This is a genomic window from Haloarcula sp. NS06 (assembly GCF_051122755.1).
GTDB lineage: Archaea > Halobacteriota > Halobacteria > Halobacteriales > Haloarculaceae > Haloarcula.
This window is the reverse complement of the sequence record NZ_CP184844.1, coordinates 1739419-1765558: the sequence shown is the minus strand read 5'-3', so window position 1 is coordinate 1765558 and position 26140 is coordinate 1739419. Positions and strand designations below refer to the sequence as shown.

Sequence of the window (26140 nt, the reverse complement as noted above, 5' to 3'; positions counted from 1 at the left end):
TATCGGTCCGCGTACGTACAGCCGTAATGAGTGATTTGCCGACCGTTCTCTGTGTCCACCCGGACGCCGACGAGCGCGCCGAGACAGCCGATGCGCTTGCCGACGCCGGACTCGCTGTCGAGGAAGTCAGGTCCCTCGATACGCTGACCGCAGTACTTGACCGGTCGGTCGACTGCGTTGTGACGGCCTTCGATCTTCCAGACGGAGACGGGTTCGACGTGGTCGATGCAGTCCGTGCGGTGAACCCGGACTGTGTTGTGACGCTCTATACGGAACACGCACCGTCGGATCTCCCCCGCGGCGGGCCCGAGCAGGTTGTCGAATACGTGCCGCGGGCAGTCCCGGAGTCCCGGGAGCGGCTTGCGGATGTCGCTGCCATGGCTGCCGCCGAGGTAACGCAGGCGGCCTATCCCGTTCCGGAGACCGAGACGGAGCGGCTAGCCGCTGTCCAACAGTACGACGTCGACCAACTGGCGGCAATCGACGCGTTCGACCGGCTGACAGCGCTCATGACCAGTCACTTCGACATCGACGTGGCCTTTGTCGGGCTTATGGACGAGCACGAGGAGCGGTTCGTGGCGTGTGAGGGGGCCAACTGGCGGACCCTCGCCCGCGAGGACTCCATCTGTACCCATACGATTCTCTCTGACGAAACGATGGTCGTCGAGGACACCCACGAAGACCCCCGCTTCGGCGAGGTCGATGCACTGAAACAGCTCAACATCAGGTCCTACGCCGGCGTCCGAATCACGGACAAGGAAAGGAATGCGATCGGTGCCGTCTGTTGCACCGACGGCGAACCGCGGCGTTACACCCAGACTGAACTGGACGATCTCCAGCGGTTCGCTGACGAGGTCGAGGAACAACTGCTGTTGCGACGCCGGCTGCAGGGGGATCACTGATGTCACAGCGACGAGACGACCGGTACACGTTCGACGGCCTGCCGCTGAATCCGGTCGAACCGGGGACGAGCCTGCTCGTGACCGGCCCTGTTCTGAGCGGTGCGCGGGAGATGGGACTGCGACTACTCTGCAGTCCCGATACCAACGACGGAACCGTCCTCGTCGCAACAGACAGCGACGCCACGACGATATTGGCAGACTTCGAGCGCCACGGGGGTGCGCTCGACCGCGAGCGGGTCCGTGTTATCGATTGCGTACAGGAGAGCAGCGACCTGCCAGAAGACAGCGTCTCCGCGGTCAACACGCCGGCGGACCTGACCGGTATCGGTATCGAGTACTCCGGCCAGTATGAATCGACGTACGCCAGCGGCTACACGCGGGTCCGAACCGGGATCATCACGCTGACGCCGCTGCTCGTCTATTGCGACGACGTGCGGGCAGTGTACCGGTTCCTCAACACGATCACCGGCCGGATCGGAACCGCTAACGGCCTTGGTGTCTGCGTGCTTGACCCGAACGCCCACGAGGAGCAGGTCGTCGAAAGCGTGGCACGGTTTTTCGACGGGCGGGTCGACGTTCGCGCCGACCAGGGCGACCTCGATCTCCGAGTGGCTGGCCTGCGTGACCAGCCAACCAACTGGACGCCTGTCGGGACGTGACCTGCCGGGAGAACACAAGCGTTTTCTCCGCTGCCCGCTCGCTTGCCAGTAATGACTGCCTTTACCGTGACTGTCACCGTCCGGCTCAAGCGGGGCGTCCTCGACCCCGAAGCCGAGACGACACAGCGCTCGCTGGAACGCCTCGGCTTCGACCTGAACGACCTCCGTTCAGCTGACGTGTTCGAGTTGGATCTCGACGCCGACAGCGCCGACGACGCGGCCGAGCGCGCCGAGGAGATGGCCGAGCGGCTTCTGGCGAACCCCACCATCCACGACTACGACGTTGAGGTGACCGAGACAGAATGACCAGCGCCTCGAAACGGACGGCAGTGACCTGTTCCCACACAGGGTGGTCTCTGTGACTATTGCCGTCATCCAGTTCGGCGGCTCGAACTGCGACCGCGACGCTGTCCAGGCCCTAGAATCGCTGGGCTTTGACGCCGAGCGCGTCTGGCACGAGGACGGGCTTCCCGAGGATGTCGAGGGTGTCGTCCTCCCCGGCGGCTTCTCCTACGGCGATTACCTCCGTGCCGGCGCGATGGCCGCCCGTTCGCCAATCATGGCTGACATTCGGGAAGCCGCAAGCGAGGGGACGCCGGTGCTTGGCATCTGCAACGGCGCACAGATCGGCTGCGAGTCGTCGCTGACCCCTGGCGCATTCACGACCAATGAGAGCGCCCGCTTCCAGTGTGAACACGTCCACCTGCGCGTCGAGAACGCCGACACGCCCTGGACCAGCCAGTACGAGGAGGGTGACATCGTCGAACTCCCGATCGCTCACGGCGAAGGCCGCTATGAGATCGACGACGAGCGGCTGGATGAACTCGAGGCTGAGGACCGGATTCTGTTCAAGTACTGCGACGAGGACGGGACTGTCACACCCGAAGCGAACCCGAACGGCTCGAAGCATAGCGTGGCCGGCGTCACCGACGAAGCCGAGCACGTCGCCGTCATGATGCCCCACCCGGAGCGGGCGACACTTTCGGACCTCGGGCGGACCGACGGCCGCGGCGTTCTCACAGGCTTCGCTGAGTGATGTTCGCAGACGAAACTGTCAGTGCGGCGGTTTGATAATCGACTAGGACACATCCGAACAGCCGCGCAGCTATCTGGTTTTATTGCAAAGGGGAAGGGACCAGCGGAGCGTGTGACATAGTCCGGCGGTCCCTATATCGACCTTGGCGGTCAAGCCGTATAAATACATGCGTACCGGAGTGGAAGTGTAATCCACAGTTACAGTCGGCGAGCACGCTGATCGGGGCCAGCCGACCTGCAGTGATGGAGTCGGTCCGTCTGGAATGACAGTCCGACCGTGTCGCCGACTGACGGCGGATCGTCGGCGAAAGCGTCGACGGTGACATCGTCAAACGAGAGCGTCACTCTGCTGGTCGCGTCTTCGCGGACGATCCGTTCAACAAAGGCCCGTATATCGCCGGAATCGCTGATCGTGATAGCTTCCGGTCGTATCGCAGCGTGACTGTCGCCATCACTCTCTGCCGGGGCGCTCCCGTCCAGCAATCGGCGCAGAGACGGGGCTGACGAGAGTTCGATAGTGTTGGCACCGGTGAAATCGGCGACCATCGGCGAAGCGGGTCGTTCGAACACTTCCTCGGGCGTTCCGGTCTGAACGATGCGTCCGTCGCACATCACCGCGATACGGTCGGCGAGCGCCCTGGCTGTTGTTCGGTTATGCGTGACGTATACCGATGTCACGTCGGCGAGCACGTCTGCCAAGTCGTCTCGCAGCGTCTGTCGGGTTGGGACATCTAGCGCTGCGAGTGGCTCATCGAGCAGCATAACCCCCGGCTGGATAGCGAGCGCTCGAGCGAGCCCCACTCGTTGTTTTTCCCCACCCGACAGCGTGGGTGGGTATCGGTCCGAGAGATGGCTTACCCCCAGTTCTGTCAGCAGCGCATCGGGATCGCCCGTTTCGTCGTGGTACCGGGTTCCGTAGACGACATTCTCCCTGACAGTCATATGCGGGAAGAGGGCGTAGTCCTGAAACACGAATCCGAAGTCGCGTCGCTCAGGCGGCAAGTCGGTGAGTTGACGGCCGTCAGACGCAACGAACCCGTCATGTTCGTGAAATCCAGCCACGGTTTCTAACAAGAGGGTCTTCCCGCTACCGCTTGGTCCCAGAATCACGACACTCTCGCCCGGTTCGACTTCGATTTCAGCGTCGACGGTGAACGCTTCGGCTCCATCGGCCGTGAACGTCGCCTCGACAGCGGCGTTTAGTCCGTTCATGGCATCCCTCCGGTGGCCGAGCCGTCATCGGTGAGATACCTGACGATGAGGAAGATAACGGCCGAGACGGCCAACAGCAGGAACGCGACAGCACCACTCTCCGCGAGGCCGCCCTGAAGGTAGGTGTTGTAGACGAACACCGGAGCGTGCTGGGCAGTGACCTCGCCGCCTTCGGGCGGGTAGAAGAACGACACCGAGTAGGCGACGACGGCGACCGCACCGAACTCCGAGACGGCGCGAGCCCAGGCAAGAACGCCGCCAGTGACCATTCCACGGAAGGCCAGCGGCCCAGTGACACGACGGAACGTCGCCCACTTGTTCGCGCCGTGGACCCGCGACGCGTATTCGAGTCGGGTGTCGATAGCCTCGAACGACTCCCGGGTCGCGTTCACCGCGTAGGGGGCCGAGACGAACGTCATCGCGAGCACCATCCCGAACATCGTCCCGAGCACGGAGAACTGCGGGAACGCACCACCTTTCCCAAACCCGAACAGAATGAGGATGCCCGCGACCGAGTGCGGGACGACCAGCGGGAGGTCCACGAGACTCTCGACGAACGGTTGCCCCGGGAACCCCTCTGCGAGGAGATGTGCCAGTGGCACACCGAGGACCAGGCTGAGAACGGCCGCCAACAGCGGCCCATAAACCCCAAGGTAGAGGACTCGGTGGACGCCTGGGTCCGCCGCTTTCTCGGCGACAAGCGAGGGGTTCTGCCGGGCAACGAAGAGGAACAGTGGGAGCCCGAGCGCGACCGTGAGAATGCTCCCGACGGTCGCCGTTGCGACGGTGAACGAGGAGCCGTCGAGGTAGTACGCGGTGACGGCAGTGCTCCCGACCATGAAGTATGCGTACCAGGTCGGTCGTCCGTAAGTGTAGGCCGCAACGAACGCGACCGCCTGTAGCGCGATGAAGGCGGCAACGAGCGGCCGCGTGCCGACGCGTTCACGGCCAAATCGGGGGTCGGTTTCAGTTGCCATCGTACGGTGTCTCGTATTCGTGAGCTATCGACCGCAACGGTGTGACCACTTACAGCTCCAGCGGACCGAGGTTGCTCTGCGCGCTAGCGACGTTCATCACGCGGTCAGGAACGGCGTCTTCCCCGCTCGCTGGGACGACGATGGGGTCGACCGGGACGAGCCCCTGGTCCTCCAGGATCGTCCGGCCCGCGTCGCTCGCGAAGTACTCCACCCACTGCGCCCCACGTCCGGGCGCCTCCGCGACGTTCGGGACCGTCATGCCGTAGGCGATGGGTGCGCCGGTGAATGTCCCGCTGCCGGTCTCGACCTCGGCTTTCGCGTAGTGCGTCGCGTACTCGCTGGTTGCCTGTGAGAGGTCCACCTCCGACTGCAGGTCGATGAACGGCTTGTCGGCGGTGCTGGAGATGGACTGATAGTAGAACACGTAGTCCAGTTCGCCGGACTCCAGTTGGCCTTCGAGGTTCGTCTCCGTACCGGTCGGCACCACAGAGTTGTCACGCAGGGCCTGGTAGGTCGACTCGTCGTAGAGGCGCTCCCCGTTGAACTCCTCCTTGCCGAGTTGCTGTGTCATGACCGCACGGTAGCCGCCGGGGTCGACGGCCGGGTCGGAGTGCCCGATAGTGATGTCGTCGCGAGTCAGCACTTCCCACCAGTTGTCCTTCGAGATATCTCCCGCGCCGGGTGAGTCTTCACGGTACTGTATCGACATCGAGTTGGTCGTGAAGATCGCGTACCAGTCCCCGAAATCTGGGAGAATGCGGTCGCGGATGAGGCGGAAGTCGGAAACGCCCAGAACGTCGGCCGTTCGGCCCTGCTGTGTGATTTTCTGTGTCGACGCAACCGATCCCTTTGCCTCGCGGGTGACATCGACACCGTACTCGTCCTCAAACTCCGGTTCGGCTGAACTGAACGGCGGCGCGAGGCTCCCCGCGTGGAATATCGTCATCGAATCACCCATCGACGACTCGGTTGTCGCCGACTCGGTCATCGAATCCGTCCCGTCGGCCATGCCGTCGTCCGTGTCTGTGGCACCGCCCGATTCGCCGTCGCCGCCGCCATCTCCACCACCGCTACAGCCCGCTAACGCGGTCAGTGTTGCCGCGCCAGCCCCGGTGAGAAACGCTCTCCGGGTCGTTCGTCGTCGTGAATTACCGCGTGCGGTGTCGGAGTTCGGTCGTTGTGTCATGGGAGATACTTCCAGTTCAATCGTGATAGTCATAAAATCTTTGACCACACTCCGCCTGGCGTTCGTATGGACGCGACTGCGGACGTCGAAGTGCAACTGGAGCAGGGCGACGTGGCGCTGACCGCCCGCGACCGGACGCTCCTGCAGGCGGTCGCCGCCCACGGGTCACTGAACGCCGCCGCCGACGCGCTGGGCAGATCGTACGCTCACGCCCAGCGTCGCATCGTGGAACTGGAGGACGCCTTCGGCCCGCTGGTCGACCGCAGTCGAGGTGGCAGCGGTGGCGGCGGCAGCGAACTTACAGTGACGGCCGAGCAACTGCTGGCCCGCTTTCAGCGGCTACAGGCCGAGTTCGATGGGGTAGCGACGGCGGAGGAGACGGTCCTGCGAGGGACTGTGGTGAACCGTGACGGCGAACTTGCGACCGTCGAGACCCCGCCGGGGACGGTCCGTGCCATCGTCGACACTGAAGCGTGTCCCGGTGACGCGGTGGAGGTCGGCATCCGCGCCGACACGGTGACGCTGAACGCACCGCCCGAGGCCCCAGAGTCGACGGGGACGAGCGCACGCAACCAGTTCGCGGGGACCGTCGAGCGTATCGACGAGGGGACATCTATCGCGCTGGTCGCACTGGCAGTCGACCCGACCACGACACTGTCAGCGCTCGTGACCGACACGAGCCTCGACAAACTCGACATCACCACGGGCTCGGAACTCGTCGCTTCGTTCAAAGCAACCGCGACCGCCGGCGTCATTCCAGCTCTCGACCAGTCGCGGTCGGATGAGTCATCGTAAGCAACCAAAAGGCAGCGTCTAAGTGGAGCCTCAGAGACCCCAGCCGGACGGCAGCAGGTCTGACTGACAGGCACTGCAGGCGACCATTCCGTCGCCGTCGATACACTGTCGCTGTTCACCGCACAGGTCACACTCTGTGACCGTCCCGCGTGTATTGAAACTGCGCCTGTCCTGGTCACCGTTCGGGGTCATATCGAACAGTGTTATGCGCGAAAGACGGATAAGCGTTGGTCGACAGGCCGTCACATGGTTTCTGGCGCTCGAAGTGCCTATCGAGCGAGCGGGAGCGAGTAGCTGCGCTCGCGTTCGATGACGGCGTCCCACGTCGCCTCGCATTCGCAACTTACCTGCTCGAACACCGACGGGTCCTGCCGGAGGTCGAAGTCCTTGATAGCGCGCTGGAGTTTGTCGTCACACTCGCCGCAGTTGTGCGGGCCGCGGTCGCTGCCGTGGCCGACTGGGTCCGAAACGACGATGACATCCTCGTCGGCGGTCGATTCCAGCACGTCGGCGACCGACCAGAGCCACGGCGGCCGGTAGCCGCCCTCGTGGTATAGTTCCTCGACCATCGTGTAGCGCTGGACGTTACAGGGGTTCATCGAGACGGTGTGACAGCCGTCGACGGCCGCACAGCGTCGCACTGACCGCTTCATGTCTTCGACGGCCTCGGCTTCAGAGAGGAACGGAGGCTTCATCAACAGGTACGCCTTGACGCCAGCACCGGCGGCCTGTGCTGCCTTGGAGGCTTCCTCGAAGTCGGCAAAGTCGAAGTACTTGTTCACGCAGTCGTGTCGGACGCGGTCGGTCGCGGTTTCGAGGCCGACCGCCACGTCCGTCTCTAGACCCACATCGACGAAGTCGCCGACGGTCTCCTCGTCGACGAAATCCGGCAGCGACTCGACGACGATGCGCTCGCGGTCCGCGAAGGTTTCGGCGATAGCCTGCCGCGTCTCTGCTGGGACTTCGCGCTCGTCGAGGAAGCTCCCGGAGGTGTAGATCTTGATGAGGCCGCTCTGCTCGTCGCTGTTCTCGCTCTCGTGGTCCAGACAGTGCTGGATCTGAGCCATGAGGTCCTCGTGGGCAACGGTCCCGCCTTCGACACTCTCGGCGACGTAGCCACACATCGTACAGCCGCCGGCACGCGCCCACCGGCAGCCGCCGGTATTCAGGATGATGGTCAGGCTCTGGTAGACACCGTCAGGTGTGTTGTCCTCGTCGAGCCACACGCGGGTCGGCTCGCGAGGGTCGTAGGTGGAGTCGTTGCGCGACCGGATGTCACGCATCACGGAGTTGTGGGCGTCCATGCCCTTGCCCTCCTCGTAGACTTCAGGACTCGGTTTGCTCATTACGCCGTCCTTGCCGACGGGCGTGTATAGCTCCTGTGTTCGCCGTTCGGTCGGTGTCTCGTTTGGAGGGACAGCAGTGTGTGATTGCGGACCATACAGTACGAACAGCCGGGGCTTTCTGGCTCGCCGTACCAGTCGCTGCTAAACGAAACACGATCGGGGCAACAGCATCAACACCTCTGGGGTCGTGTCGAAAACCGACACGAACGGCTTGTAGACGCCTACGAGTGCCCGGAACTGTGGGACGGTCGTTGAGCGACCGCAGAACTACCATATGTATGGCGAGAGCACTATGCGACCACCCCGGGTGCCAGAAATAGGAGCGAGAGACGGCGTCCGGCGACACATCGATATTGAGCGGGAACGGGGGGCTGCTGGCGTGGCTGCGGTCACTGTTCTGACTGCCGCCGCGCTCTCGTCGGGACGGGCCTGCCTAGCGCCACCCAGAGCCCGCCACCGACGACGGCGCCGATGGCGTTTGCCATCGCATCGGCTCCGCTAAGTGACCGCGAGGGGGTCAGTCCCTGCAGGAGTTCGATGCCGCCGCCGTAGCAGGCGGCGAGAGCGACCACTGGCACCACTGCGGCCAGTGTCCGACTCCCACGAGCCCGCGCAAGGAGCCACGCGAGTACCGCGTAGCTACCGGCGTGGACCCACTTGTCGAGTGCGACGCCGAGCAGCACCGGGATCGGCCTGCCAGCCTCGGGCGCGGGGAGCAGCGAGACGACAAGCAGTAGCAGCGCGAACGCAACAGCGGGCAGGAACCGTCGCGGGACTAACCGGGCCATAGCTGGTGTCGGCCCCCGTCGTCGATAAGCCCCCCGATGCTCAGAAGACGCCGTACAGCGCCGCCAGCCAGTCGACGGCGACGCCGACACCGACGACCCCCGCCAGCCCGTACAGCAGCGCTTTGTTCCGGTACCGGGTGGCCACCGTCGAAAGCGACCCGATGGCGACGTGGGCGTCGGGCCCGGAGACGAGGAGGCCGTCCGCGGTCTCACTTGCGGTCCCGGCGATAGCAACCCGGTCGCCCGGTGCTACGATGGACTCCTCGTAGGTCCGGGGCTTGTCGTCGTGCGTCCGTTCGACTTTCGGGGCTGGGTTCGGAAACGCCGGGGGCGGCCCGTCCTCGGAATCGAAGGACAGCGCCCGCGTCGAGGACAGGTCGAGCGTCGCCTCCTTGGGGTCGACCAGGACGGGCCCGGTCCCGTCGTCGACAGCGAACGTGACACCGCCCTGGTCTGCCTCGACGGTGGTGAACTGGTCCCCCTTGCTCCCGACGCCGTGAGGGTTCAACACCTCGACGTGCCACGACCAGCAGACAGCCCGGCGGTCCGTGACCGGTGCCGTGCCGACGGCGGCGGCCGTCACCTCGCCAGTGCAGGCCACCTCGCCGGATTCGAGGGTCCCGGTCGGCACGTCGTTGTCGGGGTGCAGTCGTCGCCACCGCCGCCCGAGCGTGTGAGAGATATTCAGACCGATCAGCCCAGCGGCGAACACGAACAAGAGGACGACAGTCGCGTAGCCGACGGCCCTGAGCACGTCGTCGGAGGCGAAGATGTTCACCTCGCCCACGAACCCGAACAGCAGGACTGTCGCAAGCGGGACGACCGTGGCACCCGTGATACCGCGCCGAGTGACGCCCCGTTGCCGGTAGGGTCGACCCGCCGCCGTCTGAAACTCGTAGTAAACATAGACGGCAAAGAAACCAACGCCCAGAACACCGATCCCAACCAGATAGAGCGTAAAGGCATCGACCATCTGCGTCCGATTCTACTCTGCAGAAAATAAAATTACAGTTCTTCGGTGTGGCGCATCTGGACGGCGATACCTCGTGTCGAGGACTGCATCTCCTGGCCGCTCATCTGTGCGCGACCGACGCCGAAGGCCGCGTCGCCCTGAATCACCACGTCGTCGCCGACGCGGATGTCGTCGCTAGCGTCCGTGATCCCCGGCGCCAGTACCGAGCCGTGGGGGACAAACGGTTCGATCTCGACGGTTTTTGTCGGAACATCGCTCTCGACCCAGCGACGCGCCCCGGCGGTGGTCAGCGAGAGCACGCCATACTGCTGGGCCAGCGCCGCTAGCTGTTCTCCGTCGGCGTCGTCGGCACGGAGTTGCGGATACCTGCCCTGTGTCGAGAGGTCGTCGAACAGTTCGTCGCCCGCGCCTTCACCAAACTGGTAGTCGGCGACGGCGCGGATAGTGTTGTGTTCGCGTTCTCGTTTCGGATAGCGGTCCCAGCCTTCCAGTTCGGCAGCGAGGTTCCCCAGCGAATCTGCCGTCGTCGGGTGGTCGGTAACCGTGTAGGTGAACTCCCGGTCCAGCGAATCAGCCACGCGCTCGCAGATGTCGCGGTAGCCTTCGCCGGGTACGTGGGCAATAATCTCCGGGTAGTCAGTCCCTTCTAAATAGCGTTCGAGCACGCGACTGACGAACTCGATTTCGGTGGCAGTCCAGTTGCCCGTGACGACGGAGTCGTAGTGCTGTGCGGGGTAGGTGAGTTCGAGTTCCTGTGGCACGACGCCGATGGGCGATGTCATCGAGACGACGTGGGCGCGCCACTTGATGGCGTCGTGGTACTGCTTGTGGCTCTGGGAATCGCTGTAGGGTTTCCGTGCCGAGCACGGGACCAGCACGAGCGGGCGGTCATCGAACCGTGGTACGTAGCGGTCGGTGACGCGCTCGGCGAAGCGCTGGATTTCGACCCGCCGGAGCGAGTCGTCGCTGGCCGCCGAGAGGTCAGCGCGCCGGATGAGCGGCGTTCGCTCCTCCAAGTAGCCGTACTCCTGATCCAGCTGTCGGAACGTCGCGGTGAGCCAGTTGTTCTGTCTGGCCTGTCCCTCGACATAGTCACGGAGGCGACCATCACGAATCCGGCGGCGGACCCGCCGGAGTTCCGCAGCGAGCGCGTTGACGTTGTGTTCGGCGCAGTCCTCGCGGTTGAACTCCGAACGTGGCTGCTGGCAGGCTGGACACGCACACGGTAACTCATCGAGGTCTTCGAGGAAGTACGCCTCGTCGGTCGTGAGATACCGGCCCTCGGTCCCACGGATGACGGCGCGGTCGGGGTCCACGAGGTCGACACCGGCGTAGACGAGCGTCGCAACGTTTCGCGGCGTTGCAACGCCAGGCAGGTAGAGCGCGGTGTCCGCGGGGATTGTCTCACGGACGGTCGTAACGGCATCGACGAACGCCGACGCGTGCCCGACGTAGCCGGGCGCGCCAGCGAGGACGTAGGCGTCGCTGCCGTGGTTGGTCGCGGTATCAAGGGAAACAACGGCCGCACTTGGGAACGCAACATCGGGATAGTCGACGGCGAAAGCCTCGGCGACTTCGTCCGGCGTGCCGGCGGGGAGTCCGCGGTGGGGCAAAACAGTGAGTAGCGAGTCGTCGCCGTCGGGGGCGTCTTGCTCGGTGGACCAGCGGCTTCCGGCGTCAGCAAGGACGTGTCGGCAATCGCCCGGCGTCTCAGTGTCCACGTCGTCGACCAGCGCCGGTGTCGTCACGGAGTCGGCGAGGCGCAACTCACCCACTCGCGCGGCGCTGTCACGCTCGTGGACCTCGAAGTAGTCGGTCATGCAATGGCGTCAGCCACGCGCGACCAACTATCTTGCCTTTGGGCCAGCACCGCCCCCGCGACCGAAGCGACGGTCAAATCCAGCAGATGCCATCCTGATCGGCAGTTATGTGACCATGATTATCGCGAACAGGCCGCTATCCGCTGATTAGCTGGGTCCTAACTAAATCTATAGGGGACGGCTGACCGTTCGTGCAGCGACAGACACGACGAGACGTGTTGCTCGCCCTCTCGGGGACAGCCACAGCGCTGGGGGGCTGTTCGACTGGCCTCTCCTCGGGAGACTCGGGTGCGAGGGCCGCGTCAGACGAGACGGAACCGACAGCGACAGAACAGGTATCCGAGTCAACAGCGGAAAGCAGGCCCGCAATGTTCATTCATCTCGACGCGCTGGCTGCGGTACAGTCCCGTGTCGAGAACGGTGACAGCCCGTGGACGGAGGCCCACAAGGCCTTCATGGACGATGTCCGCGACGCGATGGCGGCGGACCCAGAGAGTGTCACCGACAACGGCGACGGCCACGAGTTCAAAACGAAAGGGCCCGAAGACCCCGGAGCGCGCAAGGACTACGTCGCCGCCATCAGGACGGGGGATCGGATCCGTGACCTTGGCCTCGCCTACCAGTACACCGGCGCGGACCAGTACGCCGAGAAAGCCATCGAGCTACTGAACCACTGGTTCCTGCGTTCGGAGACCTACATGGCCCCTGTCAAAACAAACAGCATCGAACAGTTCATCACGCTCCCAAAAATGTGGTGGGGCGCGGAACTCGTTCGCGGCCACGAAGCGTGGAACGACGACAGTGTCGGCTCAGAGACCGGCCTACAGGAGTGGGTTCGGACGTTCTTAGACGACGTTGGCCATGGTATTCCAACCGAGATGGGGCAACAGAATATCTTCAACTGGCAAGAGATGACCCACGCTGCTGGGTCAGTGTACCTCCGTGACTGGGGCCGGTTCCGGAAGGCGATGCAGCGTAACCGCGAGACGGGCTTCACCCAGCTCCGGGAAGACGGCCTGCTGGAACATGAGATCGGTCGCTCGTCAAGCCTGGCGTACTCGCTGTACGCGGCGAAGGCGCTGCTCACCGGTGCGGAACTCAGCCGGCTCTACGCCGACAAACTCGATGGCCCCACGCTGTACGAGTACCAGAAATTCGACGGTGACAAGGGGGCGATTGAGCGGATTCTCGACGCCCACGCGCCATACGTGGCCGATCCAGAAGCCTGGGAAGCGATGGGCGAGGGAGACCCCGACCGGTTCGTCAACAGTGACGGCTTCCCCGCCAGAAAGCAGGAAGCTGCGTCCTCAGTGTACGAGGTGGCATACTCGTACTACGAGAAAGACACGTATCTGAAAGCGCTCAAGCAAAGCGGACAGCCGGTGAAGAACGTCCCGACATACGTTTCGGCCCAGCAGGCGGCAATCGACAATCCCGACCGACCGCATCGGGACGAACGCATCCTCGGCTGGACGACGTTCACGCACGGCGAGCGGTTCCGGCTTGATCTGTAGCGGGTCGAGCAAGCCCCGTTCCCGAATGCGCAGTCACACCACCACGCTTTGGATGCCAGCGGTTTCAGATCCGGTATGAATATTGTTGTGACCGGCGGCCGAGGGAGTTCCGGACGCTGGATCGTCGAGCGGCTCGCTGGACCGCACAACGTAACAGTCCTTGACCGTCGACTCCCCAACGATGAGGGCCATCCGGCTGTCGGATACCGGGCACTCGATCTGACAGACGCTGGGAGCGTCTTTGACGCGCTCACCGCCATCGACCCGGATGCAGTGGTCCACTGGGCGGCGATTCCGGTCGCCGGGAACCACCCCGGGGTAGACCTGTTTCAGAATAATACGCTGGCGGCACACAATGTCCTCTCAGCGGCCGGCCGCGTCGGCGCTGACGTGGTGCAGGGCTCTTCGGACGGCGCGTACGGCTTCTTTTTCGCCGAGGAGACCCCCGTTCCGGACGAACTCCCGATCACGGAAGAGCACGCGTGCAGACCGGAAGACGACTACGGGCTCTCGAAGGTCGTCACAGAGGAGATTGGGAAGACGATTGCGCGCCGGGACGGCATCTCTGTGGCGTCGATTCGCCCCTCGTGGATACAGATTCCCGGTGAGTACCCCTGTCGAGACGAGGAGTACGTCGATGACCTCGCGGCCGGGGCGGGCAACTACTGGTCGTACGTCGACGTGCGGGACGTGGTCGACCTCGTCGAGGCCACCCTCACCGCCGAGGTCACAGGGCACGAGGCGTTCAACTGCGTGGGACCCGACAACGCGCTGGGCCGGTCGCTGGTCGACCTCATGCGCGAGCAGTACGGCAACGTTCCGGACGACTGCACGGTCGAGGAGGACGCCGCGGCGTACTCGACGGCCAAAGCCACAGCGATGCTTGGCTGGGAGCCGACCCATTCGTGGCGTGAGGCTGCCGATGCGGACGTTGATGTGCCGACGATCTGACCGGCGGACGAGAAGATTAAAACAGATCAGTCGCGGGCGTGCAGGTCACGCAGGCGAACGCCCTCGGGCACGCGGTCGAGCGCCGTCGCCGGCCAGTCGTCGTGGACCAGCGTGAACGACACGTCAGGATGGAGTTCGACCAGCCGCCGGACGCCTGTGGCCGCGGTCTCGTAGGCTGCTCGGTCGGTCCGGTCCGGCGTTTCTGCGGTCAGCGGATAGGTGTCGGCGAGTTCGCGCGGATACGGACCAAACGGGGGCAGGACGCCCCAGCTCTCGTCGTACTGTGCACTGGAGCTGCCTTCGGTCAGCAGCACCTCCTCGCCCTCAACCGGGAGACGCTCCAGTCGGTCCTGATGGCGTCGGACCTCGGGCCGACGAGCGCTTTCGTTCGAGGTGTAAAAGAACGCGTCCTTCGAGACGGGATCAGTGCGTTCGAGTTGCTCGGCGTGGTCGAGAAGCGCGCGGTAGCCGTCGAGCATCTCCGGATGACCACGGGCGCGGCTGTCGACCAGTTCCATGAGGTTGCCCGAGCGAATCGCCTGTTTGACCGTCCGAATTTCGCCGTAGGTGACGTGGAGGTTGTGTCGCGCGAGCAGTTCCTCGCGCTGGTCAGCGTCCATCGCATCGAGTTCCGCCGGTGTGTGGTCTGTACAGACCGGACAGTGACACGGGAAGTAGGTTAGTTCGGACAGCAGTTCCGTCCCCTGCACCGTGAGATACCGGTCGTCGCGAGCGTACAGCGCGTATGCCGCCGAATCGAACAGGTCACAGCCCAGCGCCGCCGCCATCGCGAACATCATCGGGTGGCCCGCGCCGAACAGGTGGACCGGGCCGACCTCACCCAGCCCGCGCTTGCAGGCCGCGACGACATCCGCGAGGTCGGCGTAGCGATACTCGTTCATCAGCGGGACGACGGCTCCCAGCGGGAACACATCAAGTCCCGTGGAGACGGCATCTGCAGCGGCGCGCTCCCGCAGATCCGGGTAGGTCGCTCCCTGAACCGGCGCGCTGACGAGCATCTCGCCGGTGTCGACGGTGGCAGCGTGTTCGAGCCGTTCCTGTGTCGTTTTGAGTTCCTCGGTCGCCCGCTCGCGGTCCACATCCGGCGGCGTCGGGATGTCCACCGGCGTGCCGATATCGGAGCCAATCTCGTGCTGGAATTCCAGAATCTCCTCGGTGGTCACGTCGATGTCGCCGTACTCGGCGAGCTGGAATGACCCGGAGTCGGTCATGATAGCCCCGTCGAACCCGAGCAGGTCGTGGAGGCCCTGCTCCAGCACGGGCTCACGGAGGTCATCGGAGCCGTGCAGGATGTAGCTGTTCGTGATGAGTATCTCCGCCCCGAACTCCGACGCCAACGTTGCCGGTGCGACCGTCTGGACGTGGGGATTGACCACCGGCAGAATAGTCGGCGTCTCAACGGTGACGCCGGCCCGTGGCACCGTTAGCTCGCCCAGCCGGCCCGCGGCGTCGTACTGGCGGACCTCGAAATTCGTCATTACACGTCGTCGTCGGTGGGCGCGCCTAAGGGTTGTGTTCCCCCGTGGCTGGCCGTTCGTTGCTGGCGGCAGCCGAGAACGGCGGTTGGGCGCGAACGACGCGCCGGCGGGCACAGCGCTGCTATTCGTCGGGCTGCTCCGCTCCGCCGGGCACCAGTTTTCGCTCGGGTCGGTGGACGGTCCCTGAGTCCTCGTCGGCGACGTACGCCTGTGACGTTCGGAACATAGCAACCACCTCATCGCGGGACCCGTAAGCGTCCTCGACAAGCCGTTCGAGCAGTTCCGCCCGCGAAATCGGCTGGCCGGTCCGACGGCGGACGGCCGCACGCAGTTTATCAAGCCGGCGCTCCGTTTGTTCGTCGAGTGGAATCGAGGCCATATGATATACGATACCACTTCACAAGGTATCAAGCTGTCGTCGGTTCAACCCTCGAACAGGGCATAGTACATGATACCTACGGCAGACCGACTGTCACGGAGCGTGCCGTCGCGCACCGACTGGACCAGCGAATCGAAGTCGGCAGTGTCGACCCGAATCGATTCGTTGTGGTCTAGATTCTGGTCGGCTGTCGCCTCACATCCGCGTGCGACGTAGTAGTGGAAGACGTAGTCGGTGTTGCCGTTGGCCGGTTCGCCCGTGTAGAGGTGGTCGAGCGTATCTGCCTCGTAACCGGTTTCCTCGCGGAGTTCGCGGGCGGCGGCGACGCTTGGATCGTCGTCCTCGTCTTCCATCGTTCCGGCAGGCAGACCGTAGTTGATCCGGCGGACTGGCTGTCGCCACTCCTCGATGACAACCACGTCACCGTCGGCGGTAAACGGGAGCACGATGACGCTCTCACCGTGCTGCACGTAGTCGAACTCTCCCTCCGTGCCGTCAGGGAAGCGGACGTCCTCACGGACGACGTCAAACCCCGGACAGGCGTAGGCGGTCTCGGCATCAAGCGTCTCCCAGGCGAGTTCCTCGTCCATATGGAGAGTGTGGTCCCCACCGGCAAAGTCAGCACGGGTCCACGCAAATGCAGGCACCGGACGGATACGACGTGGCGCACTCTCTGAAGATGGAATGAGAGTATCGACAATCGTTCTCCTGCTCGGTATTGTACTGTTTGTCCTCCCGGTCCCCGGAACGTTCATCGCCGGGGGACTGGTGCTCGTTGCCGGCGCATTGGCCCGGTGGGGCGGGCTCTGAGGATAGGATGGGCACTCACAGTTTGTCGGCGGCCTGTGCCTGCTCTGTCCGACGGTTGGCCTGTTCCAGGCGTCGTCGAGCCGCGTTCGATAGCGGGTTAGAGAGGGTGTCGCTGGCGGCCTCGATTCTGGTCGCGACGCGCTGGAGTCGGTCGGCAACGGCCTGGAGTTGCTTGTCAGCGTTCCCGCGGTCGCCGGCCTCTGCGCGTTCCGTCGCTCGCCTAGCAGCCTCGACGACAGCGGCGAGCGCCCGTTCGAGGCCCTGGATAGCGTTCCCGGAGCCGCCGCTACTCCCGGAAGTGCCGTCATCATCGTCAGAATCGCCGTCATCGTCCATCTCGTCGAGCACCGCTTGGCGCGTCTCCTCGGCGATGTCGACGAGAAATGACGCCAGCGACGCCTTTCCGGTTCGGGGCTGTTCGATCTGTGCGGCAATGTCGGCCTCAGGCTCCGGGTTCACCCGGAACGCACCGACCTCGTCGTCGCGGTCCCGGACCTCCGTCGTGTACGCGCCGCCGCCGTGGACGTACACGGCGTCGGGTTCCGAGAGTGGGGCGTCGTACAGCCGGCCGGCGAAGTCATCCTCGACGGCGAGGTCGGTGAGGTTGCTGTCGGCCCCTGACGGGTCGACTTCAAGGCGGGTGGCGTTCTCCCGGGCGACGAGTGGGACCTCGCCGTCGACACCGGCTCTGGTCGGTCCCTCGGTCTCGCTCGTTTCAGGGACCGATACTGTCTCGCTGTGTGGCGCGACGCCGGCCCCGTTGACCGTGAACCGGTGTTCACCCGTGGGCACGTCTTGAACAACGGCTAAGCCCGAAAAGGTCGGGATGGCCTCGGGGTCGCTCTCCAGTAGGGCGACGGACTCGACGGTCGTGTCCTCGGTCGTGAGCCCCTCGTTCTCGGGGGCGTCGTCGTTCGAGACAGCTTCTGAGAGGCTGGCGACGACGGTCCGTATCTCCGCCGGCGCGCCGATGGCGTCGTAGCGCTCGGCCAGCGCCGCCCGGTGGTTCGGCTCGGAGATGTCCGCAGCGGGGTTCTCGTAGCGGGGCTGGTTCCAGGGCGCACCCGTCGTCGTGATATGCCCCGAGACGGCGTCCTCGGCGAACTCGGGTACTGCGAACTCGAAGCTCAACTGCGGGCCGGTGAAATCGGCGATGTGTTCCAGTTCGCTACTCGGTATGAGGTCGTACTCGATGTCCGGGTCAGCCTCGCCGCGGTCGGTGTGCTGGAACACGAGTCCCGTCTCCCGCGTCGGCAGGTCCGACGGCGGTTCGGTGAGGCTGTCGAACGAGCGGACGGTGAGCGACTCCGAGATGAGGTCCTCGCGACTGACCGACGGCAGTTGCTCGTGTTCGTACAGCGGCGCGCCCTCGTACTCCGGAACGAGGTACGGGAGTCGGGAGCCCTCGTCGCGCGGGAGCCCATAGGCGACGGGAATCTCCGCAAGATCCTCGATGGTCTCGACGGCGCTGTTCGTGATGTCCGCGAACCGGTCGCCCTCCGGCAGCCGGGTGAACCGGTCGCGAACGTCGTTGACCGACAGCGCGCTGGAATGTGACCCCAGTTCCGAGAGGATGCGCGGGACCATCTCCGGATCAGGATCGAGGAACTCGTTGTTGGGCACCTTCCGGGAGTGGGAGCTGGCGACGTACAGTTGCGGGTCGCCCATCGCCGTGTCGACGAACACGTGCAGGACCTCCCAGTCGTGCCAGTGGAAGTTCGTCGTGAACTGGTCGAACGCCGAATAGAACCAGAACTGGACGGCCGCCAGCGGCGAGTTCTCGTACTCGACGACGTGGTAGAACGCCGTCGGGTCCGGCGGCTCCCCGTCGGTCATCCGCTCGTGATAGCCGTCGAAGGCGTCGAACCCGTCGACGACAGTTTCTCCGTCCTGTTCACTGGTGTACGGTCGCGGGTCCGTCGGAAACCACGGCTCCGCCCGGTCGAAGTACAGCGTCGGCGCGAACCGTCGGGCGAGTTCTTCGGCGCGTTCGCCCTCGACTGTCGAGGCCGCGTCGTCGCTTTCGCTTTCGAGCGCCGAACAGCCGGCGACGGATACGAGGCCGGCTCCGGCGACCGTCTGTAGAACCGCACGGCGGGATAGGCTTTCCCGGTCGGTCATCGATCCCCCGTCATTTCAGTGCGTCGTCGGACAGCGTGACCCGTCGCTGTCTCCGAACCCAATAATGCCATACACCATTCAGCGAACCACGGAGCAAAACCCTTCTGGCAGTCTCCAAGCGTGCCCCGTCAGTACTGCTCGAACCCCGCCGTGTCCAGATAGTTGTGCGCGACCGTGATCGAGTGGTCAGCATGGAGTGCCTTCGGGCCAAGCGAGACGCGCTCGTCTGCGCGGTCGGCCAGCAGCGCCGCTTCCTCGTCGCGGAAGTCATGGTGGTCCGAGAGGACGAACACCGGGTCCGACGGTGGGGCAACGTCGACGATAGGGTCGCCGTCCTCGTGCAACTGGACGACGGTTCCGCGGCGGGCCACGTCGTCCAGCGTCCCCTCGAACCCCCGTCGCGTGAGCGACACGCCCGGCGAGGTTTCGACCGGGATGTGACCGATAGCTTCCTCGCGCTCTTCTAGCGCCTTGCGTATCAGCGCCGCCGTGGACCGTTCGTCGGGGTTCAGCCGACGGAGGTCGCTGCCATCGAACGTGACGGTGTACTCGTCGCCCAGAACCAAGTGGACTCGCACGTCTTCTCGGATAGCATGGCTCAGGAAGAACGCGCTGGTGACACACCGACAGAGCACGTCGAGCCGGCCGGCCGCGCCGGCCAAGTCGTCGAGCGAGAACTCCGGCGTCGTCGGGGCGTCGTGGCCGATGATGATGAACTGGCGCATACGGGTGCGAAGCCGGTTAGAGACTTACGTGCATCGACCGCGAACCCGTCAGCTCTCATCCATGCTGACGAGGAGCCAGATTCCGAGTGGGGGCCACAGTCGAGGACACGACGGTGGTGTCCCGCGCCGAGCCTACTTCCGACTGCGGGGCGAAGCGCCGTTATGTCCGTTTCAGAGTTCGACCACGAAACGCATATGCAGCGCGCGTTCGAGCTGGCTCGGGCCGCTGTCGACCGCGGTGACCGGCCGTTCGGATCTGTACTCGTTCGTGACGACCAAATCGTCATGGAGGCGTCGAACCGCGTTCTCACCGAATCCGATGTGCGCCGCCATCCGGAACTCCACCTAGCGCACCGAGCGATGCGTGAGTTTGACCCGGACGAACGCGCGGAAATCGTGATGTACACGAGCACCGAACCGTGCCCAATGTGTGCCGGCGGCCTCCGGTACGCTGGTCTCGGTCAGATAACGTACAGCGTCAGCAGTGATGAGATGAGCAGGTTCAGCGGCCACGAGGCGTCCGTCCGCTCCGGCGAAATTCTCGATGGCGTCACCGAGGTCGTCGGGCCGATATGTCAGGAAGAGGGACTGGCGATTCACGAAGGGTTTGACTGGTAAAGCCAGGTCAGAACCGATTGCGGGAGTCAAATGACTTATTATGTGTGTTTGCTAACTTGTGGTATGAATTCACTTGACACGCCCATCGAGCAAGTGATGACGAAGCCGGTGAAAACCGTTGACCGCGAGCTGTCCGTCCGAGACGCTTCGAAGCTCCTTGCATCCGAAGCGGTCGGTTCTGTCGTTGTCGAAACCGAGTACGGGCAAGGAATACTCACGAAAACGGATATTATCACCGGCCTCCACGATGGGATCGACCCTGATACGACGCCGATTGGAGACCTGATGACAACTCCCGTCAAGACCATCGAAGCCGGTGCCCCGCTAGAGGAAGCCATCGATACGATGGTTGAGCACGGCATCAAGCGACTCGTAGTCGACGGACAGATCGAGGGCGTTGGTATTCTTACGACAACAGATGTGATGCAGGAACTGTCGCCCGACCTGGACCGCGTCGTCGAGATGTTCGCGGAGGGGTGACAGCCCGAATCCGAACGGTCGGGGCTATCGAGACGGCGGTGGGCAGTTCTCTCTCAAATTGAGTATCGAAGACGCTACAAACGCCGTCTGAGCGTCCAGAAGGGGTTTACCGGGAGCGGCGGACCACTCGACTATGCGCAGACGTGCCCTCCTCGCGTCGGTCCCGGGTGCGCTGGCCGGGCTCGCCGGCTGTTCGTTCGGTGCCCCTGGAGCGGATGAAACTGACAGCGTGACGCCTGCACCGCAACCGGACCAGTCACCAACCGACGCGAACGACAGCGGAGCAGAGACGCCGACAAATACGGGCAACCCACCGCGACCCGAGAATCCGACGACGGTCATCGAACTGGAAACCGGGCCGCGAACCTACGCCCTCAGTTCGCCGGGACTCCACACCGACGACGGAGCGCGAATCGGGTTCTGGTTCGACCGGACGGCGACTGACAGCCATCCGGCCACGCTTCGCGGCTGGCTCCAGAACGGCAACGAGTTCGAGAACACGTTCAGAATCGATTGGATTCCGGGGGTCGGACGGACATATAGCCGCCAACTCAGTGGCTATGACCACGAAGCCCGCCTCCATCTTGCGCCCACGGAGAACAACGAACTCGCCGAGGAAGTGCCCTCGCTCGGCCGAACGGAAGAGGGGTACTGGCGCGTCGACGACGTCGGTCCGTGGATGCCAGAAACCCACCGGCTGGACCCCGGTGAATGGGTCCGACTGGAGTACGCACTCGTCGGCGAACCAGGCCAGTCCGGGCGGCCGACCGGGACCTACGAGTTCCGCGGCCAAGGCGAATCCCTCTCGGTCTCCGTCTGGGATACGCGGAGTCCCGGCCCCGAAACTGATTCCCGGTTCGCCGGCCGCTCGCTCCCGCCGTTTCCCGGCGACGGCAGCGTCCAGTGGTTCCACGAAGCAAATAAGACGACCTCAGCCTTCGTTCGCCCGACCGCCGAGCGAGTGCAGTTGGACGCACAGGTGGGCTTTGAGATGGTCAACAACAGCCACGAGCGACTGCAGTGTGGCCACTGGAATCTCTACAAACTCGTCGACGGCGAGTGGTTCCACATCGCGCCGACGGGCCACACCGACGACTGTCGCATCCTGGTGCCGGGCGGTCGGGAACAGTGGGACCTCCGGGCGTTTAACCGACAGGCCGTCGGTTGTGGAACCGGCGACTGCCGTTGTGACGGCCTCACGCAGGGCTATCTCGGCGGCGGCGAGTACGCCGTCGTCGCCGGCTACGGGCATCCGACAGCCGAGAGCAGTGCCCTAGTCGAGCTAGTCGGTGACCGCGCTGCCGTGACGCCAACCGACGACGTGTCAACAGCGCGTGACAGCGACACCGTCACCGTGACGACTGACCGTCACGGCGATGGGAAACGTCCTGCCGACGCAACGTTCTCGCTGACTCGCACCGACAGCGCGAGTGAGCGGGTTATCGCCGAACAGGTCATGGCAAGCGGTCGGTTCGCCACGTACGAGGGTGGACTTCGTAACGCCCTCCCGTTCCTGACCGACGATGTGCGTCATATCGTTGTCGAGACCGACGAGCGGGCTGTGGACGGCGTACTCGGATACGATTCGAACCGTCGACGGTTCCAGTTCCGCGGACAGGCCTACGTAGTCACTCGGGGTCGGAACAACGGCTGATAATCGGCGTAGAGAGCGGTCCTGTTGCTTTTCGATGCTGTAGATGAAACAGGAACCAGTGCGAATTCGAACCGCCATGGAGCTTTGTTCTGTGAGCGCGCAGTGCTTTCGCCCGTGAGAACGTGGTGCGGCCACCTCCAGACCCGGAAATGTCTCTGACCGGTTTGAATTGGAAAAGTGGGCCGGCGCGAATTCGAATCGCGGTTACGGCCACCCGAAGGCCGAAGGATACCAGGCTACCCCACCGGCCCGTGCGATAGCAATCGGATAGAAGACAGGGGCAGTTTTAACGGTTGCGAAACAACGAGATGGGGAGTGGTTTCATCGGTGGCCCGCAAGCGGAGGACATGGGCCTCGGCGACCAACATGACGCGTATCGCGTCGTCACGGAACCACCGGCGGACGCGAACCAGTACATCTCCAAGTACTTCGGTCGGTTCGATATCGTCCAATAAAGAGATTAAATTGCTGTTTTGAGGGGTCAAGTGTCACACGAGCGGGCAGGCTGTACGAGACAAACGGACAGCTAAACAGAAGATTGATTACGCATCACGGTTACTCACTATCTGAGTAACTATGACTATCCTCATCACTGGCGGCGACGGCTACGTCGGGTGGCCAGCCGCACTGCGAATCGCAGACCGAACAGACGACCGAGTGCTGCTTGTCGACAATTTCTCCCGGCGTGGGTGGGTTGAAGACGTCGGCGCGACGAGTGCGACACCGGTCGCCAGCATCGACGAGCGCCTCGACGCGGCCCGCGAGGTCCACGGCCTGACGAACCTCTCTTTCGTCGAGGGCGACCTCGCTGAGAAGTCATTCGTCGACGAACTGCTGGCGGTCCACGAGCCAGAAGTCGTCGTTCACACCGCCGCACAGCCCTCCGCACCGTACTCCCAGATCAACGGCGAGCGGGCGAACTACACCCAGCACAACAACCTCCAGGCGACGCGGAACCTCCTGTGGGGCCTCGAAGAACACGACCTCACAGACACCCACTTCGTCGAGACGACGACGACGGGCGTCTACGGCGCGCCGGAGTTCCCGATTCCCGAGGGCGGCGCGACGATGGAGAATCAGGGCGAGCGCGACGACGTGCCGTTCCCCAACATGGGCGGGAGCTGGTACCACGCGACGAAGGGCTTCGACGCACAGAACATGCGGCTGGCCCACACCCAGTTTGACATCCCAATTTCTGACGTGCGGACGGCCATCGTCTACGGGACCGAAACCGAGGAAACCCGCGAAGACGACCGCCTCAAGACGCGCTTTGACTTCGACTACTACTTCGGAACGGTCACGCACCGATTTTGCGCACAGGCCGTCGCGGGCTATCCCGTCACCGTCTACGGCAAGGGCGAGCAGCGCAAGCCGTTCATCTCACTCGAAGACGCCGTCGAAGGGCTGGCCGAAGTGGCCCTCACCGACCCAGACGAGCGCCCCGAGGGCCTGACAGTGTACAACCAGGTCACGCGCGCCATCAGTATCGTCGAGATCGCTGAGACGATTGCAGACGTGGGCAGCGAGTACGACCTCGACGTAGATGTCGAGCACTTCGAGAACCCCCGCGACGAGGACGAGACCCACAAGATGGAGATCGAGAACGACTGCTATGACGACCTCATCGGCGGCCAGTCACAGTCCTTCGAGGACGGCGTCGACGACATCTTCGGGACGCTGACCCGCTATGCCGACACCATTGAGTCCCACGAGGACCGCTTCCTCCCGGGCGTCCTGAGCGAGGACTGATGATGGACGTGCTGGTCACCGGGGCCTGTGGCTACATCGGCAGCGCGCTGATACCGTTGCTCCGGGCGGACGACCGCGTGGATGACATCGTCGTCTTCGACGACCTCTCCTCAGGGTCCCCGCGGGCGCTGCTGGGGACGCTCGGGGACGGGCTCGAATTCCGCCGGGGCGACGTCCGCGAGTACGGCGACGTGGAGAGCGCTATGCGTGGCGTCGACCGCGTCATCCACCTCGCTGCCATCACCGGGGCGTCGAGCACACACGAGCGCCGCGACGAGACGTTCGCTATCAACTACGACGGCACCGAAAACCTCCTGACTGCAGCCGGCAAACTCGGGGTCGACCACGTGGTCTTTGCCTCCTCGTGCAACGTCTACGGCCGCGCGACCAGCACCGACATCGACGAGACGGTCAACCCAGATCCCATCAACCCCTACGCAGAGACGAAACTCCAGTCCGAAACGCTACTGCAGGAGTACTGCGAGGAATTCGACATGAGCGGCACCGCCCTGCGAATGGCCACGAACTTCGGCCACTCGCCGGGCATCCGGTTCAACCTCGTCGTGAACTACTTCGTGTTTCGGGCACTCACCGACCGCTCGCTCACCGTCTACGGCGACGGCTCGAACTGGCGGCCGTTCATCCACGTCCGAGACGCTGCCCGTGCCTACGCGGAGGCGGCGTGCGACCCCGATTCCTGGGACGAACCGGTGTACAACGTCGGGTCGATGGACGCGAACTACCAGATCTCGGAGATTGCCGATATCGTCGCCGACGAGGTCGCCCCGGTCGACGTGACCTACCTCGAAGACGAGCATCCCGGCCCGTCGTATCACGTCAACTTCGACCGGCTGAGCGAGACCGGCTTCGAACCATCGTGGACGCTCCGCGAGGGTGTCCGCGACCTCGCGGAAAAATTCACCACCAATGTCTGAGACAGAATCAACCAGCGAACGGCCCCACATCGCCGTCACCGGCGGTGCAGGCTACATCGGCAGCCGCGTCATCTACGAACTACAGCAGGCCCACCCCGACTGGGAGATCACTGCTATCGACAACTTCTATCTCGGTACCGTGCGGTCCGTCGGCGACGTCGAGATCGAGCACGTCGACATCCGGAACCGGGACCGTCTGGAAGCAACGCTGGACGGGGCCGACGTCGTGATGCACCTCGCCGCCATCTCCGGTGTCGACGACTGCGAGCAGAAGCAGGATCTGGCCTACGAGGTCAACGTTCAGGGAACAGACAACGTCGCCTGGTTCTGCCGCAAGACAGGCGCGGCACTGATTTTCCCGTTCTCGATGGCCGTCATCGGCGATCCACAGGAGTTCCCCATTACGGTCGACCATCCGCGGGACCCGCTGAACTGGTACGGCCGAACGAAACTGCTCAACGAGCGCGATATTGAGACGTACGCCGACGGCACGTTCCCGGCCCATCAGTTCATGATCTCGAACCTTTACGGAAGCCACGAGATAGACGGCCAGACCGTCTCGAAGGGAACAGTCATCAACTTCTTCGTGAACCGTGCGCTCGCTGGCGAGACGCTGACGGTCTACGAGCCCGGGACGCAGTCCCGGAACTTCATTCACGTCAAGGACGTGGCCCGGGCCTACGTCGATAGCTGCGAACGGCTGCTGGAGCAACTGGACCGCGGCGAGACCGGCGTCGAGAAATACGAAATCGCGAGCGACGAGGATCCTGGGGTCCACGATGTGGCCAACCTCGTCAAGGATCTCGCCGCCGATGTTGCCGACGTCGATGCCGACGTTGAACTGGTCGAGAACCCACGGGGCGACGACGAGACACTCGTCGACTCGTTCCCGGTCGATACCGGGCGGACGACCGATGCGCTAGGCTGGTCACCGGAACACGATATCGAGTCAGCGATTCGGACAGCACTGGAGTCGACGAACACGTAGACGACGAGTCCCGATGGATTTATT

The 26140-nt window shown here is 64.0% G+C and carries 28 protein-coding genes and 1 tRNA gene; 15 read left to right on the top strand and 14 right to left on the bottom strand.

Translation table 11 applies throughout. The features are described from left to right. Nucleotides 1–26: 26 nt before the first annotated feature. Genes ACODNH_RS12920 through purQ form a run of 4 tightly spaced genes read left to right on the top strand, consistent with a single transcriptional unit; the run spans nt 27 to nt 2597 of the window. On the top strand, nt 27–902 hold the full coding sequence (locus tag ACODNH_RS12920) for a GAF domain-containing protein (RefSeq protein ID WP_306704734.1): 876 nt from the start codon (nt 27–29) through the stop codon (nt 900–902). After that, nucleotides 902–1561, top strand: coding sequence for a DUF7504 family protein (locus tag ACODNH_RS12915; RefSeq protein WP_306704732.1), 660 nt, complete (start codon nt 902–904; stop codon nt 1559–1561). Before ACODNH_RS12920 ends, ACODNH_RS12915 begins: the two co-directional genes overlap by 1 nt. Nucleotides 1562–1612: 51 nt before the next feature. After that, entirely contained in the window at nt 1613–1867 is a 255-nt protein-coding gene (gene purS, locus ACODNH_RS12910; RefSeq protein WP_306704730.1) for a phosphoribosylformylglycinamidine synthase subunit PurS, read from the top strand. 52 nt (nt 1868–1919) lie between these two features. Beyond that, on the top strand, nt 1920–2597 hold the full coding sequence (gene purQ / locus ACODNH_RS12905; protein WP_306704728.1) for a phosphoribosylformylglycinamidine synthase I: 678 nt from the start codon (nt 1920–1922) through the stop codon (nt 2595–2597). A gap of 197 nt (nt 2598–2794) precedes the next feature. Here the strand turns inward: purQ and ACODNH_RS12900 are convergent, their stop codons facing one another. From ACODNH_RS12900 to ACODNH_RS12890, 3 genes are read right to left on the bottom strand one after another with little or no spacing between them, the layout of a single operon-like run. Further along, on the bottom strand, nt 2795–3808 hold the full coding sequence (locus tag ACODNH_RS12900; RefSeq protein WP_306704726.1) for an ABC transporter ATP-binding protein: 1014 nt from the start codon (nt 3806–3808) through the stop codon (nt 2795–2797). Continuing rightward, nucleotides 3805–4785, bottom strand: coding sequence for an ABC transporter permease (locus tag ACODNH_RS12895; protein ID WP_306704724.1), 981 nt, complete (start codon nt 4783–4785; stop codon nt 3805–3807). The genes ACODNH_RS12900 and ACODNH_RS12895 overlap by 4 nt, the downstream gene beginning before the upstream one ends. A 49-nt stretch (nt 4786–4834) precedes the next feature. Beyond that, nucleotides 4835–5971, bottom strand: a complete 1137-nt coding sequence (locus ACODNH_RS12890) for an extracellular solute-binding protein (protein WP_306704722.1) — start codon at nt 5969–5971, stop codon at nt 4835–4837. A gap of 66 nt (nt 5972–6037) precedes the next feature. Between ACODNH_RS12890 and ACODNH_RS12885 the strand changes: the two genes are divergently transcribed. Then, nucleotides 6038–6766, top strand: coding sequence for a TOBE domain-containing protein (locus ACODNH_RS12885; protein ID WP_306704721.1), 729 nt, complete (start codon nt 6038–6040; stop codon nt 6764–6766). Nucleotides 6767–6796: 30 nt separating this feature from the next. On the opposite strand, the gene ACODNH_RS12880 is transcribed toward ACODNH_RS12885, so the two are convergent. The 5 genes from ACODNH_RS12880 to arcS all read right to left on the bottom strand — a co-directional run bounded on the left by ACODNH_RS12880 (nt 6797) and on the right by arcS (nt 11693). Further along, a complete protein-coding gene (locus ACODNH_RS12880; RefSeq protein WP_170083976.1) occupies nt 6797–6958 on the bottom strand; it encodes a hypothetical protein in 162 nt (53 codons plus the stop codon). Between the two features lie 77 nt (nt 6959–7035). Continuing rightward, nucleotides 7036–8112, bottom strand: a complete 1077-nt coding sequence (locus ACODNH_RS12875; RefSeq protein WP_306704720.1) for an archaeosine biosynthesis radical SAM protein RaSEA — start codon at nt 8110–8112, stop codon at nt 7036–7038. A 389-nt stretch (nt 8113–8501) separates the two neighbouring features. Next, nucleotides 8502–8900, bottom strand: a complete 399-nt coding sequence (locus ACODNH_RS12870; RefSeq protein ID WP_306704718.1) for a VanZ family protein — start codon at nt 8898–8900, stop codon at nt 8502–8504. Between the two features lie 40 nt (nt 8901–8940). Continuing rightward, nucleotides 8941–9873 carry a hypothetical protein gene (locus tag ACODNH_RS12865; RefSeq protein ID WP_306704716.1) on the bottom strand — a complete coding sequence of 311 codons (933 nt, stop codon included), beginning with the start codon at nt 9871–9873 and terminating at the stop codon, nt 8941–8943. A 32-nt stretch (nt 9874–9905) separates the two neighbouring features. After that, complete coding sequence (arcS, locus tag ACODNH_RS12860) at nt 9906–11693, bottom strand: archaeosine synthase subunit alpha (RefSeq protein ID WP_434530389.1); 1788 nt, start codon at nt 11691–11693, stop codon at nt 9906–9908. Between the two features lie 368 nt (nt 11694–12061). On the opposite strand from arcS, the gene ACODNH_RS12855 reads away from it, so the two are divergent. After that, entirely contained in the window at nt 12062–13207 is a 1146-nt protein-coding gene (locus ACODNH_RS12855) for an alginate lyase family protein (RefSeq protein WP_306707430.1), read from the top strand. Nucleotides 13208–13282: 75 nt separating this feature from the next. Next, nucleotides 13283–14158 (top strand): NAD-dependent epimerase/dehydratase family protein, encoded by an 876-nt coding sequence (locus tag ACODNH_RS12850; protein ID WP_306704712.1) that lies wholly within the window; start codon nt 13283–13285, stop codon nt 14156–14158. A gap of 26 nt (nt 14159–14184) precedes the next feature. Here ACODNH_RS12850 and tgtA read toward each other — a convergent pair whose 3' ends face one another. The 3 genes from tgtA to ACODNH_RS12835 all read right to left on the bottom strand — a co-directional run bounded on the left by tgtA (nt 14185) and on the right by ACODNH_RS12835 (nt 16626). Beyond that, nucleotides 14185–15657 (bottom strand): tRNA guanosine(15) transglycosylase TgtA, encoded by a 1473-nt coding sequence (gene tgtA / locus ACODNH_RS12845; RefSeq protein WP_306704710.1) that lies wholly within the window; start codon nt 15655–15657, stop codon nt 14185–14187. A gap of 121 nt (nt 15658–15778) precedes the next feature. Continuing rightward, nucleotides 15779–16036 (bottom strand): hypothetical protein, encoded by a 258-nt coding sequence (locus ACODNH_RS12840; RefSeq protein WP_306704708.1) that lies wholly within the window; start codon nt 16034–16036, stop codon nt 15779–15781. A 44-nt stretch (nt 16037–16080) separates the two neighbouring features. Next, entirely contained in the window at nt 16081–16626 is a 546-nt protein-coding gene (locus ACODNH_RS12835) for an NUDIX hydrolase (RefSeq protein ID WP_306704706.1), read from the bottom strand. A gap of 94 nt (nt 16627–16720) precedes the next feature. Between ACODNH_RS12835 and ACODNH_RS12830 the strand changes: the two genes are divergently transcribed. Further along, nucleotides 16721–16846 (top strand): hypothetical protein, encoded by a 126-nt coding sequence (locus ACODNH_RS12830; protein WP_434530388.1) that lies wholly within the window; start codon nt 16721–16723, stop codon nt 16844–16846. 15 nt (nt 16847–16861) lie between these two features. Here the strand turns inward: ACODNH_RS12830 and ACODNH_RS12825 are convergent, their stop codons facing one another. Both ACODNH_RS12825 and trmY read right to left on the bottom strand, forming a co-directional pair. Then, entirely contained in the window at nt 16862–18967 is a 2106-nt protein-coding gene (locus ACODNH_RS12825; RefSeq protein ID WP_434530387.1) for a hypothetical protein, read from the bottom strand. Nucleotides 18968–19095: 128 nt separating this feature from the next. After that, nucleotides 19096–19692, bottom strand: coding sequence for a tRNA (pseudouridine(54)-N(1))-methyltransferase TrmY (trmY, locus tag ACODNH_RS12820; protein ID WP_306704700.1), 597 nt, complete (start codon nt 19690–19692; stop codon nt 19096–19098). A gap of 162 nt (nt 19693–19854) precedes the next feature. Between trmY and ACODNH_RS12815 the strand changes: the two genes are divergently transcribed. The 3 genes from ACODNH_RS12815 to ACODNH_RS12805 all read left to right on the top strand — a co-directional run bounded on the left by ACODNH_RS12815 (nt 19855) and on the right by ACODNH_RS12805 (nt 22444). Continuing rightward, the gene (locus ACODNH_RS12815) at nt 19855–20310 is read left to right on the top strand and encodes a nucleoside deaminase (RefSeq protein WP_434530386.1); all 456 of its coding nucleotides are present in this window, start codon (nt 19855–19857) and stop codon (nt 20308–20310) included. A gap of 63 nt (nt 20311–20373) precedes the next feature. After that, nucleotides 20374–20790, top strand: a complete 417-nt coding sequence (locus ACODNH_RS12810) for a CBS domain-containing protein (RefSeq protein ID WP_306704694.1) — start codon at nt 20374–20376, stop codon at nt 20788–20790. Nucleotides 20791–20923: 133 nt separating this feature from the next. After that, the gene (locus ACODNH_RS12805) at nt 20924–22444 is read left to right on the top strand and encodes a hypothetical protein (protein WP_434530385.1); all 1521 of its coding nucleotides are present in this window, start codon (nt 20924–20926) and stop codon (nt 22442–22444) included. A 178-nt stretch (nt 22445–22622) separates the two neighbouring features. Here ACODNH_RS12805 and ACODNH_RS12800 read toward each other — a convergent pair. Beyond that, nucleotides 22623–22695 (bottom strand) — tRNA-Pro (locus ACODNH_RS12800). Between the two features lie 57 nt (nt 22696–22752). Here ACODNH_RS12800 and ACODNH_RS12795 point away from each other — a divergent pair. The 4 genes from ACODNH_RS12795 to ACODNH_RS12780 all read left to right on the top strand — a co-directional run bounded on the left by ACODNH_RS12795 (nt 22753) and on the right by ACODNH_RS12780 (nt 26116). Continuing rightward, the gene (locus tag ACODNH_RS12795) at nt 22753–22899 is read left to right on the top strand and encodes a hypothetical protein (RefSeq protein WP_306704690.1); all 147 of its coding nucleotides are present in this window, start codon (nt 22753–22755) and stop codon (nt 22897–22899) included. 121 nt (nt 22900–23020) lie between these two features. Next, nucleotides 23021–24193, top strand: coding sequence for an NAD-dependent epimerase/dehydratase family protein (locus ACODNH_RS12790; RefSeq protein ID WP_434530384.1), 1173 nt, complete (start codon nt 23021–23023; stop codon nt 24191–24193). 2 nt (nt 24194–24195) lie between these two features. Continuing rightward, nucleotides 24196–25128, top strand: a complete 933-nt coding sequence (locus ACODNH_RS12785; protein ID WP_306707428.1) for an NAD-dependent epimerase/dehydratase family protein — start codon at nt 24196–24198, stop codon at nt 25126–25128. Next, on the top strand, nt 25121–26116 hold the full coding sequence (locus tag ACODNH_RS12780) for an NAD-dependent epimerase/dehydratase family protein (protein ID WP_306704686.1): 996 nt from the start codon (nt 25121–25123) through the stop codon (nt 26114–26116). The genes ACODNH_RS12785 and ACODNH_RS12780 overlap by 8 nt, the downstream gene beginning before the upstream one ends. Nucleotides 26117–26140 lie beyond the last annotated feature (24 nt).

What these genes read in the sequence shown, in the direction of transcription:
- ACODNH_RS12920 (WP_306704734.1), top strand. Translation starts at nt 27, where the DNA reads ATGAGTGATTTGCCGACCGTTCTCTGTGTCCACCCGGACGCCGACGAG.
- ACODNH_RS12915 (WP_306704732.1), top strand. Translation starts at nt 902, where the DNA reads ATGTCACAGCGACGAGACGACCGGTACACGTTCGACGGCCTGCCGCTG.
- purS (WP_306704730.1), top strand. Translation starts at nt 1,613, where the DNA reads ATGACTGCCTTTACCGTGACTGTCACCGTCCGGCTCAAGCGGGGCGTC.
- ACODNH_RS12900 (WP_306704726.1), bottom strand. Translation starts at nt 3,808, where the DNA reads ATGAACGGACTAAACGCCGCTGTCGAGGCGACGTTCACGGCCGATGGA.
- ACODNH_RS12895 (WP_306704724.1), bottom strand. Translation starts at nt 4,785, where the DNA reads ATGGCAACTGAAACCGACCCCCGATTTGGCCGTGAACGCGTCGGCACG.
- ACODNH_RS12890 (WP_306704722.1), bottom strand. Translation starts at nt 5,971, where the DNA reads ATGACACAACGACCGAACTCCGACACCGCACGCGGTAATTCACGACGA.
- ACODNH_RS12885 (WP_306704721.1), top strand. Translation starts at nt 6,038, where the DNA reads ATGGACGCGACTGCGGACGTCGAAGTGCAACTGGAGCAGGGCGACGTG.
- ACODNH_RS12880 (WP_170083976.1), bottom strand. Translation starts at nt 6,958, where the DNA reads ATGACCCCGAACGGTGACCAGGACAGGCGCAGTTTCAATACACGCGGG.
- ACODNH_RS12875 (WP_306704720.1), bottom strand. Translation starts at nt 8,112, where the DNA reads ATGAGCAAACCGAGTCCTGAAGTCTACGAGGAGGGCAAGGGCATGGAC.
- ACODNH_RS12870 (WP_306704718.1), bottom strand. Translation starts at nt 8,900, where the DNA reads ATGGCCCGGTTAGTCCCGCGACGGTTCCTGCCCGCTGTTGCGTTCGCG.
- ACODNH_RS12865 (WP_306704716.1), bottom strand. Translation starts at nt 9,873, where the DNA reads ATGGTCGATGCCTTTACGCTCTATCTGGTTGGGATCGGTGTTCTGGGC.
- arcS (WP_434530389.1), bottom strand. Translation starts at nt 11,693, where the DNA reads ATGACCGACTACTTCGAGGTCCACGAGCGTGACAGCGCCGCGCGAGTG.
- ACODNH_RS12855 (WP_306707430.1), top strand. Translation starts at nt 12,062, where the DNA reads ATGTTCATTCATCTCGACGCGCTGGCTGCGGTACAGTCCCGTGTCGAG.
- ACODNH_RS12850 (WP_306704712.1), top strand. Translation starts at nt 13,283, where the DNA reads ATGAATATTGTTGTGACCGGCGGCCGAGGGAGTTCCGGACGCTGGATC.
- tgtA (WP_306704710.1), bottom strand. Translation starts at nt 15,657, where the DNA reads ATGACGAATTTCGAGGTCCGCCAGTACGACGCCGCGGGCCGGCTGGGC.
- ACODNH_RS12840 (WP_306704708.1), bottom strand. Translation starts at nt 16,036, where the DNA reads ATGGCCTCGATTCCACTCGACGAACAAACGGAGCGCCGGCTTGATAAA.
- ACODNH_RS12835 (WP_306704706.1), bottom strand. Translation starts at nt 16,626, where the DNA reads ATGGACGAGGAACTCGCCTGGGAGACGCTTGATGCCGAGACCGCCTAC.
- ACODNH_RS12830 (WP_434530388.1), top strand. Translation starts at nt 16,721, where the DNA reads ATGAGAGTATCGACAATCGTTCTCCTGCTCGGTATTGTACTGTTTGTC.
- ACODNH_RS12825 (WP_434530387.1), bottom strand. Translation starts at nt 18,967, where the DNA reads ATGACCGACCGGGAAAGCCTATCCCGCCGTGCGGTTCTACAGACGGTC.
- trmY (WP_306704700.1), bottom strand. Translation starts at nt 19,692, where the DNA reads ATGCGCCAGTTCATCATCATCGGCCACGACGCCCCGACGACGCCGGAG.
- ACODNH_RS12815 (WP_434530386.1), top strand. Translation starts at nt 19,855, where the DNA reads ATGTCCGTTTCAGAGTTCGACCACGAAACGCATATGCAGCGCGCGTTC.
- ACODNH_RS12810 (WP_306704694.1), top strand. Translation starts at nt 20,374, where the DNA reads ATGAATTCACTTGACACGCCCATCGAGCAAGTGATGACGAAGCCGGTG.
- ACODNH_RS12805 (WP_434530385.1), top strand. Translation starts at nt 20,924, where the DNA reads ATGCGCAGACGTGCCCTCCTCGCGTCGGTCCCGGGTGCGCTGGCCGGG.
- ACODNH_RS12795 (WP_306704690.1), top strand. Translation starts at nt 22,753, where the DNA reads ATGGGGAGTGGTTTCATCGGTGGCCCGCAAGCGGAGGACATGGGCCTC.
- ACODNH_RS12790 (WP_434530384.1), top strand. Translation starts at nt 23,021, where the DNA reads ATGACTATCCTCATCACTGGCGGCGACGGCTACGTCGGGTGGCCAGCC.
- ACODNH_RS12785 (WP_306707428.1), top strand. Translation starts at nt 24,196, where the DNA reads ATGGACGTGCTGGTCACCGGGGCCTGTGGCTACATCGGCAGCGCGCTG.
- ACODNH_RS12780 (WP_306704686.1), top strand. Translation starts at nt 25,121, where the DNA reads ATGTCTGAGACAGAATCAACCAGCGAACGGCCCCACATCGCCGTCACC.